Source organism: uncultured Agitococcus sp. (assembly GCF_937920075.1).
Classification (GTDB): domain Bacteria; phylum Pseudomonadota; class Gammaproteobacteria; order Pseudomonadales; family Moraxellaceae; genus Agitococcus.
The window spans coordinates 1-9220 of sequence record NZ_CALETI010000024.1; the positions used below are offsets into that span (position 1 = coordinate 1).

Annotated in this window: 8 protein-coding genes; 7 read left to right on the top strand and 1 reads right to left on the bottom strand. The window is 40.3% G+C overall.

Annotation, left to right across the window (positions count from 1 at the left end):
- The 7 genes from Q0212_RS00650 to tadA all read left to right on the top strand — a co-directional run.
- Positions 1-1574, top strand: a 1574-nt coding sequence (locus tag Q0212_RS00650; protein ID WP_297920712.1) for a hypothetical protein, incomplete at its 5' end; no start/stop codon positions are given.
- Positions 1575-1713: 139 nt separating this feature from the next.
- Positions 1714-3180: an IMP dehydrogenase gene (gene guaB / locus Q0212_RS00655; RefSeq protein ID WP_297920714.1), complete on the top strand. Its 1467-nt coding sequence runs from the start codon at positions 1714-1716 to the stop codon at positions 3178-3180.
- A 131-nt stretch (positions 3181-3311) separates the two neighbouring features.
- Positions 3312-4874, top strand: a complete 1563-nt coding sequence (gene guaA, locus Q0212_RS00660; RefSeq protein ID WP_297920716.1) for a glutamine-hydrolyzing GMP synthase — start codon at positions 3312-3314, stop codon at positions 4872-4874.
- Positions 4875-4888: 14 nt separating this feature from the next.
- On the top strand, positions 4889-5818 hold the full coding sequence (locus Q0212_RS00665) for a HipA domain-containing protein (RefSeq protein WP_297920718.1): 930 nt from the start codon (positions 4889-4891) through the stop codon (positions 5816-5818).
- Positions 5815-6549, top strand: a complete 735-nt coding sequence (locus tag Q0212_RS00670; protein ID WP_297920721.1) for a hypothetical protein — start codon at positions 5815-5817, stop codon at positions 6547-6549. Before Q0212_RS00665 ends, Q0212_RS00670 begins: the two co-directional genes overlap by 4 nt.
- Positions 6550-6551: 2 nt before the next feature.
- Positions 6552-6914 carry a hypothetical protein gene (locus Q0212_RS00675; protein ID WP_297920723.1) on the top strand — a complete coding sequence of 121 codons (363 nt, stop codon included), beginning with the start codon at positions 6552-6554 and terminating at the stop codon, positions 6912-6914.
- Positions 6898-7392: a tRNA adenosine(34) deaminase TadA gene (gene tadA, locus Q0212_RS00680; protein ID WP_297920725.1), complete on the top strand. Its 495-nt coding sequence runs from the start codon at positions 6898-6900 to the stop codon at positions 7390-7392. The genes Q0212_RS00675 and tadA overlap by 17 nt, the downstream gene beginning before the upstream one ends.
- A 2-nt stretch (positions 7393-7394) precedes the next feature.
- On the opposite strand, the gene mltF is transcribed toward tadA, so the two are convergent.
- A complete protein-coding gene (gene mltF, locus Q0212_RS00685) occupies positions 7395-8774 on the bottom strand; it encodes a membrane-bound lytic murein transglycosylase MltF (RefSeq protein ID WP_297920727.1) in 1380 nt (459 codons plus the stop codon).
- Between the last annotated feature and the right edge of the window lie 446 nt (positions 8775-9220).

The following is a 9220-nucleotide window of genomic DNA, read 5'->3' on the forward strand; positions in this document are numbered from 1 at the left end:
CCGAAAGTGATGTATTGTTGGCTTATAGTGTAACCACTCAAAGCACAACAAAAACTTTAGATATGGTTGCTGCCAATACAACAGCAAGCGATTTAAATGTAGCACCTATTGGTAAAACGGTACAAGACTTATTAGATGCGGCTGCTGTTGCGGCAGGTAAAACGCCAACAACTGTACCAAATGCTAATCAAACAGATGTATACGTGGGAACTTTAAAAGTGCCTTATTATATGTCAACTCAAGCCGCTGCAACTGAAGCTAATCCTACACCTATTTTAAATACTTATTGGAAGGCTGATGCCACAAAGCCAGATTTTACTGCTAGTTTATTAGGCAAAATTCCTTGTGGCGCTTATGCTGCAAAACAAGTAATCAATGGCATTACATTAGAACCTAGTCTTAGTACAACAACATGTTTCCCATTACCACTTAAACAAAGTGATCAAATTATTCCAGTAATATTAACTGTACCAAAAGGTGTTAAACCAACTACTGGATGGCCAATTAGTATCTTTCAACATGGTATAACACGCAATCGTTCTGATATGTTGGCAATTGCACCAAGCTTGGCAAAAGCTGGTTTTGCTACAATTGCTATTGATTTACCGTTGCATGGCTTAGCATCAGATAATCCCTTATATAAAAATAAATTGTTGGCTGGAAGTCCAGCAGCAAGTTTGATGACAGAAAATGAGCGCACTTTTGATGCTGATTTTGTTAATAATCAAACAGGTGCAGCGGGTAAAGATGATAAAGTGGATGGTTCAGGTACACATTTTATTAATTTAGCTAGCCCAATAACAAGTCGTGACAATTTACGACAAGGTGCCGCTGATATTTTAGTTTTGGCTAAAAGTTTAGCTAATTTAAATACAGATGGCGTAGCAGGTGGTGATATTGATACTTCTAAAGTTACTTTTACAGGTATTTCTTTAGGTACTATTGTGGGTACTGTTGCTTTGGGTGCAGATAATCTTAAAACAATAGGTGCTGCTTCTTTATCGGTTGGTGGAGGTGCTATTCCTAAGTTATTAGATGCGTCTAAATCTTATGGCCCGATTATTGCCAATGGCTTAAAAGGAAATGGAGTATTGGAAGATACAGATACTTATGAAACCTTTATGCGTTTTGCTCAAACTTTAGTAGATAGTGGTGATCCAATTAACTTTGCGGCGGCTGCTAAAAATAATCATGCTATACACTTTACTCAAGTATTAAATGATTTAGTAGTACCTAATGCTGCTTTAAAAGGTGATGCGACTGCAACACAAGATAAAATAGGCGCAACAGGCTTTTTATCGGGTAATACCGCTTTAGCACGTGCAATGGGCTTTAGTGATAAAAAAGAGATTGATATTGCTACTGTTACTAAGCAAAATTTAACAGGTAGTTCTTGGCTGCAGTTTAATCAAGGTACACATGGCTCTTTGATTAACCCTGCTGCACCAACAGGTGATACTGCAACAGATGCTGAAAAAGCGACATTCTTATCAATTACTACAGAAATGCAATGTCAAACAGTGAACTTCTTGGCGACGGGTGGGGCAGTTGTTCCAGTAGGTTGTTCTAAATAACTTCCAAAAACAATAACAAAAGAGGCATTTTTTGCCTCTTTTGTTTTTTTATCAAGCGAAATCACATTACTACTTTAATCAAACCCCAGACAAGACTATAATTGCGCGACTTTTAATTTAGTCAACGGGTGGCGCGTTTATGTTAACCATCGTCCAAGAAGCTCTCACATTTGATGACGTGCTTTTACTTCCTGCCTATTCCACCGTTCTTCCCAAAGATGTTTGTTTAAAAACTAAACTAACTCGCGGTATTAGCTTGCATATCCCTTTAATGTCTGCTGCTATGGACACCGTGTCCGAAGCAAAAATGGCCATTGCCATGGCACAAGAGGGTGGTATTTCTATTCTCCATAAAAATATGGAAATTGCTGCACAAGCTGCTGAAGTGCGTCGTGTAAAAAAATACGAAGCAGGTATGGTTAAAGACCCGATTACCGTTAGCCCAGAAACCACTATTTTAGAATTATTGCATTTAACCCAAGCCCATAAAATTTCGGGTGTACCTGTGGTTAAAGGTGATGATTTAGTCGGTATTGTCACCAGCCGTGATTTGCGTTTTGAAACGGGTTTAAATCAACCAGTTTCATCGATCATGACGCCAAAAGATAAGTTAGTCACCGTCAAAGAGGGTGAAACTTCCGAAACTATTAAAGCCTTATTACATCAACATCGCATCGAAAAAGTCTTGGTCGTTGATGATGATTTCAAATTAAAAGGTTTAATTACCGTTAATGACTTCCGCAAGGCCGAAATGTATCCTAATGCTTGTAAAGATGAGCATGGTCGTTTGCGTGTCGGTGCAGCCGTTGGTACAGGTGCAGATACGCCTGCACGTGTTGAAGCCTTAATTGAAGCAGGTGTTGATGTTATTGTGGTTGATACCGCACATGGCCACTCCAAAGGTGTGATTGATCGTGTGGCATGGATTAAAAAGAACTTCCCACATATGCAAGTGATTGGTGGCAATATTGCGACTGGCGATGCTGCTTTGGCCTTGTTAGATGCAGGTGCTGATGCTGTTAAAGTAGGTATCGGGCCGGGTTCGATTTGTACCACACGTATTGTTGCTGGTATTGGTGTGCCACAAATTTCGGCGATTGATAACGTTGCTCGTGCCTTAAATAATCAAATTCCATTGATTGCTGATGGTGGTATTCGTTATTCAGGTGATATTGCTAAAGCGATTGCCGCAGGTGCACACGTGATTATGGTTGGCTCTTTATTAGCGGGTACAGAAGAAGCACCTGGTGAAGTAGAGTTATTCCAAGGCCGTTATTACAAAGCTTACCGTGGTATGGGGTCTTTAGGCGCAATGTCTGGCTCTACAGGTTCAAGTGATCGTTATTTCCAAGATGCTTCTGCTGGGGTTGAAAAGCTCGTTCCTGAAGGCATCGAAGGTCGTGTGCCATACAAAGGCCCAATGAATGGTATTGTGCATCAATTAATGGGTGGTTTACGTTCGTCAATGGGCTACACAGGTTCAGCTAATATTGAAGACATGCGTAGCAAGCCGCAGTTTGTCAAAATTACCTCTGCGGGTATGAAAGAGTCCCACGTTCATGACGTGACAATTACCAAAGAAGCCCCTAATTATCGTATTGGTTAAGTCTTTTCTAGGTTGCTCCTCCCCCTGATAAGGGGGAGGCAGGGAGGGGGATTCTTTCATTAATAACCCCACCCTAACCCTCCCCTAAATTAGGGGAGGGAATTGCACCTTTATCTTCTTAGAGTATTCCTATGCAAGTTGATATTCACGCCCATCGTATTTTGATTTTAGATTTTGGTTCACAATATACCCAGTTGATTGCTCGTCGTGTACGTGAATTGGGTGTGTATTGTGAGTTACGTGCTTATGATATGACGGCTGATGAAATTAAAGCCTTTAATCCTAAAGGGATTATTTTGTCAGGCGGTCCTGAAAGCGTGACCGAAGCCAATACCCCACGCGCGCCTGAAGCGGTTTTTAGCTTTGGTGTTCCTGTGTTAGGGATTTGTTATGGTATGCAAACCATGGCACAACAATTAGGCGGATTAGTAGAATCATCTAATGTGCGTGAGTTTGGTTATGCCGAAGTTAACATTGAACAAGCTGACAGCCTATTTAATGGCATCGAAGACCGTACAGGTTTTATTGATGTGTGGATGAGTCATGGTGACAAAGTCACTCGTTTGCCTGAAGGTTTTAATATCACGGCAAGCACACCCAGTTGCCCAATTGCAGCCATGAGCTGTGAAGCTAAACGCTTTTATGGTATGCAATTTCATCCTGAAGTCACCCATACTTTACAAGGTGAAGCGTTATTACGTCGTTTTGTTCGTGAAATTTGTGCTTGTGATGACTTGTGGACACCAGCCCAAATCATTGAAGACAGTATCCGTCGTATTCGTGAACAAGTGGGTGATGACCATGTGTTGTTGGGCTTGTCAGGTGGTGTTGATTCTTCCGTGGTAGCGGCTTTGTTACATCGTGCGATTGGTGACAAACTCACTTGCGTGTTTGTGGATAATGGTTTGTTGCGCAAAAACGAAGGCGATATGGTCATGGACATGTTCGCCAAAAACATGGGTGTTAAAGTCATCCGTGCCGATGCTGAAGCCCAGTTTTTGGGCGAATTAGCAGGCGTTGCTGATCCAGAACAAAAGCGTAAAATTATTGGTCGTGTGTTTATTGAAGTATTTGATAGCGAGTCAGCAAAATTAAATAATATCAAATGGTTAGCCCAAGGTACAATTTATCCTGATGTGATTGAATCTGCCGCTAGCAAAACTGGTAAAGCACACGTCATTAAGTCACACCATAATGTTGGTGGCTTGCCAGAAGATATGAAATTCAAATTGCTCGAACCTTTACGCGAATTGTTTAAAGATGAAGTGCGTAAAATTGGTTTAGAGTTAGGCTTGCCCTATGACATGGTCTATCGTCATCCATTCCCTGGCCCTGGTTTGGGTGTGCGTATTTTGGGTGAAGTGAAAAAAGAATATGCTGACGTATTGCGCGAAGCTGATGCCATTTTCTTAGAAGAATTGCACAAAGCAGGTTGGTATCACCGTACCAGTCAATCCTTTGCTGTGTTTTTGCCTGTAAAATCAGTTGGTGTTGTTGGTGATGGTCGTCGTTATGCGTGGGTGATTGCCTTACGTGCCGTTGAAACCATTGACTTTATGACCGCACGTTGGGCGCATTTGCCTTATGAGTTAATTGAGAAGGTGTCTAACCGTATTATTAACGAAATATCTGGCGTATCGCGTGTGGTCTATGATGTGTCATCTAAACCGCCAGCAACGATTGAGTGGGAATAAATAGAGTAAATGAGATGAGCTACCCAATTATTCATGTTCAATCAACACAAATTATTGATGATGAGCAGTTGGGTAGTAAAACAAAATTTTGGTTTGAGTGCAAAGGTAAAAAGTGGCTATTTAAAGAAGCTAGAATTATTCAGCTTCCTGTTGGTAATGTGGTCACTGGAGAAGATTGGGCAGAAAAAGTAGCGGCTGAAATAGCGTATGTTGTTGGCTTTAATGCCGCAAAAGTAGAATTAGCAGAGTATCAAGGACGTAGGGGCTCAGCATCATTGAGTTTTATTACCAGTCATAATGTACATTTAGAGCATGGTAATGAAATATTGGCTGGGCATTTAGCAAATTATGATCAAAGTAAAAAGCAGCACCAATCAGAACATACATTGCATAATATTATTCATGCGTTATTACTCATGTTCCCTCAAGAGCAAGATAGTTCATATATTTTAACTAAATTGGCTGGCTATTTGGTATTAGATGCTTTGATTGCGAATACAGATCGTCATCATGAAAATTGGGGATTGTTTTGGCGAACAATAATGTATAGTCAAGTTCTAAATACGCCTTCTCTAAAAAGTTATGATGTTGCTCCTTCATTTGACCACGCTTCATCATTAGGTCGAGAGTTGTTAGATGAAAAAAAGAATGTGATCATCAAAAATAAAACGATTAATAAGTACCTTGATAAAGGGCGTGGTGGTATTTATTGGCATGAAACAGATTCACACGGTATAAATCCTATATTATTAGTTGAGCAAGCAGCCACGAAATACCCAAGTTATTTTAAACCAGCATTAGAGGCTCTTTCTCTAATACCTTTAGATAAAATACAAGCGACACTAGATGACGTTCCCTCTGATAGAGCGTCTGATATCAGTAAAAAATTTGCTAAACTACTTTTAGAGAATACATATCAACGATTAATAAGGTTATTGACATGAAAACGCTATTTCTAGCTTGGCAATCGCCTGAAACAAGAGCTTGGTTTCCTGTTGGCCGTTTAGATGCTGATGCAAAAGAATCTAAGTATATTTTTAAGTATATTCAAGGCGTGGAAAAGGCCAAACGGCAAGGCTTTCATCCTATGTCATCTTTTCCTGATTTTTCAAAATGTTATGAGTCTTCAGAGTTGTTTCCACTGTTTAAGAATCGTGTTTTAGCGTCAAATAGGCGTGGGTTTGAAGAGTATTTACGCTCTCTTGATTTGGATACTTCCTCTGTCGATTTATTAGATATTTTGGCAATTACTGGAGGAGAAAGACAAACGGATAGTCTTGAGGTCTTTCCTAAACTAGAAAAAGCTGATGATTCCACTTTTAGATGTCGTTTCTTTTTACATGGTTTGAGATATTGTCATGAAACTGTACGTGAGCGTATTTTAGCTTTACAAGTCGGAGAGAGTTTGGGGGTTTTGTTAGAGTTAAATAATCCAGCAACAGGATTAGGATTTCAATTTAAGACACAAGACCACGTATTATTAGGCTGGTCGCCTAGATATTTAGTAGATGATTTGATTGGCGCGGCGGTTAGTTACCCTCACTTAGAGGCTAAAGTTGTACTTAATAATCCAGAAGGTACGCCGTTAAATAGACGTGTATTGATTGAGTTGACAGGTAAACTACCTAGTGATTATCAACCTATGTCTTCTCCAGACTTTCAAGTGTTGCATTAGTCATGTCCCTTTCTGCCAAAATCCAAAATACTGAAGCTGCTTTATTAGAGTTAACGATGTTTTTTGTCCGTCATAGTTTGCCTGCATGGCCAGCGACATTAACCCATGTTTTGGAGGCATTACGTCAAAAAGATGCTCTCAAAGCCTTAGAGCATTGGGCGAAAATTCCGTTAATGGGCGAGTATGGCTTAATGCAGGTCGAAATCAGTTATATCAACGGTTATCAAGTTGAAAATGTACAAGCTGAACAAGTACATTTTAATCGTTTGTTAGAACAAACCATGCAAGCATTTAATAATTTACGTTTATATGTTCGTTCGGGGGTGAATAAGCCCTTAATAGAAATTTATGTTGATTCTAAATAATAATTTTTCTGAGCAAGATCATCAATTTATGTGTCAGGCTTTGGCATTGGCACAACAGGCGGCTGAACTTGGCGAAGTCCCTGTAGGGGCGGTGATTGTCGTTGATGGAGTAGTGATTGGCGAAGGCTATAATCAACCCATTGCTACCCATGATCCAACCGCTCATGCCGAAGTAGTTGCTATTCGCCAAGCTGCACAAAAACTCCAAAATTACCGATTAGAAAACAGTACTTTATATGTGACTTTAGAGCCTTGTACCATGTGTGTGGGCGCATTGATTCACGCTCGAATCAGTCGAGTTGTTTTTGCAACCACAGAACCCAAAGCAGGTTCTTTAGTCAGTGCCAGAAAACAACTAGAAACAGGTTATTACAACCATGTGTTTAAATTTGAAGGCGGTTTACTGGCCGATGAAGCCAGTAAACAGTTGTCAGATTTTTTTAGGGGGAGGCGAGAGGCTAAAAAGAAAATGGTCTGAGTTTACTCAGCTACGACCCACTTCTTTTCTAAACTGGCCATCCAATGACTACGGCTATCTTGTAATAATAAGGCATCATAATAACGACGGACTTCTTGTACATACACTAAGGCTTGGCCTGCACGCGGTAATTGACGTAAATGGCGACTCACATCCAACCATTTATCAGGATCATCACCCTGTTTTAGGCTTAATTCACGCGCTTTTAACACATGACGATAGCCCATGTTATAAGCGGCTAAGGCCATCCACGTTCTATCGGGTTCATGCACAGTATCAGGAATTTTATCAATCATCCGTTGATAATAAGCTGAACCTGCCAAAATGCTTTGTTGAGGGTTATTGCGATTAGCAATACCCATTTCTTCAGCGGTATTTTTGGTGAGCATCATAATACCTGTCACGCCTGTGGGTGACACCGCATTGACATCCCATTTAGACTCTTGATAGGCAATCGCTGCTAATAAACGCCAATCCATATCGTGAGTGTTGGCTTGTTTTTTAAATTGGGCTTGATACAACGGCAAACGTTGTTGAATATCTTTTTGAAAGGTTTTTACCCCAAAAGCATTAAAGGTATTGCCTTGACTATAAAAATTGCTTAAACGTTGTAAAGAGCCATCTTGCTCAGTTTTCGTTAAAAAACGATTGGCAAATCTTAAAAGCTGTTTATCACGAGGACGAATTGTCCATGACAGTTGGCTAGTGGTTAATTGTTTTTTCAGACTTAATTGCGGAAAAGCGGTACGACGAGCAGCAAACTCACTGTCATTCATCACCACATAATCCACTTGGCCTTGATTGACTTCTTCTAAGAGTTCGTCAGGCGTGGCATAACGAAGTTGTACCACATCCGCTTCGGGCTGTAATTGCTCAATCAGATCAGCTTCAGCACTATTTTGACTGACAGCAATTTTGGCTTCACTAGGGCTTAAACGTGTACCAGAGCGTTGAATCAGTTGTTGAGTGGTACTTAAATAGGGTTTACTAATTTCTAAACCTGCTAAACGTGGATCATTATTAGCAAGGCCAGTAATTCCCAAATCGGCTTCACCTTTTTCTAAAGCAGCAATGACCGCTTCGGCATTGGGGGCTTGTTCAATCTCTAAACGGATATTTAAATCGTTGGCAAATTGGCGTAATAATTCATATTGTAAGCCGCGTACCCCATGCTCTCCATGCGGTAAAAAAGTGGTTGGCCCTGCAATACCAATCACGCGTAAACTGCCACGTTCTAGGATTTCGTCAACAGTATATTGTTTTGAAGGATGAAGCTGTAAACAAACCATCATTAATAAGCATAAAGGCACAATACGCTGCCAATGTTGCATTAAATAGCTTCTCATGATGTTGATGGCTGGCAAGGCCTTTTTGCCTGTCATGTATCACACCCCCAATATTTTGTTGATTAAAAAATAATCGGAAATCCCAATTTAGCGGCAACTTTAACAAAAAACGAGTAATAACTACACTAATTTGTAAAATTGTTAGACATAAGTTTACAGAGAAAAACGCTAAAACACTTGAGAAAGCCTGACTAGATTTTGGTTAAAACCGTCAATTTAGCAGCGAATTGGGGAAAAATTTAGGCGTAAAGCCTTATCCTGATGTATCATATACGCCCTCAGTTTTTATCAATGTTTCCCTCAGCCCGATCCTCTCCCACAGGGAGATGGGGTTCTCTCTCCCTCGGGAAGAGAGTTAGAGTGAGGGTTAATAGCGATACACGATTAAGTTCTTTCTTCATCCCTCTAATGAGCGAGTATGTCATGTTAATTGTTAGTGGTGCTAAGGCGTTATCTTCTTTTAAAAGCAAGCGTCTGTTAGC

What these genes read in the sequence shown, in the direction of transcription:
- guaB (WP_297920714.1), top strand. Translation starts at nt 1,714, where the DNA reads ATGTTAACCATCGTCCAAGAAGCTCTCACATTTGATGACGTGCTTTTA.
- guaA (WP_297920716.1), top strand. Translation starts at nt 3,312, where the DNA reads ATGCAAGTTGATATTCACGCCCATCGTATTTTGATTTTAGATTTTGGT.
- Q0212_RS00665 (WP_297920718.1), top strand. Translation starts at nt 4,889, where the DNA reads ATGAGCTACCCAATTATTCATGTTCAATCAACACAAATTATTGATGAT.
- Q0212_RS00670 (WP_297920721.1), top strand. Translation starts at nt 5,815, where the DNA reads ATGAAAACGCTATTTCTAGCTTGGCAATCGCCTGAAACAAGAGCTTGG.
- Q0212_RS00675 (WP_297920723.1), top strand. Translation starts at nt 6,552, where the DNA reads ATGTCCCTTTCTGCCAAAATCCAAAATACTGAAGCTGCTTTATTAGAG.
- tadA (WP_297920725.1), top strand. Translation starts at nt 6,898, where the DNA reads ATGTTGATTCTAAATAATAATTTTTCTGAGCAAGATCATCAATTTATG.
- mltF (WP_297920727.1), bottom strand. Translation starts at nt 8,774, where the DNA reads ATGACAGGCAAAAAGGCCTTGCCAGCCATCAACATCATGAGAAGCTAT.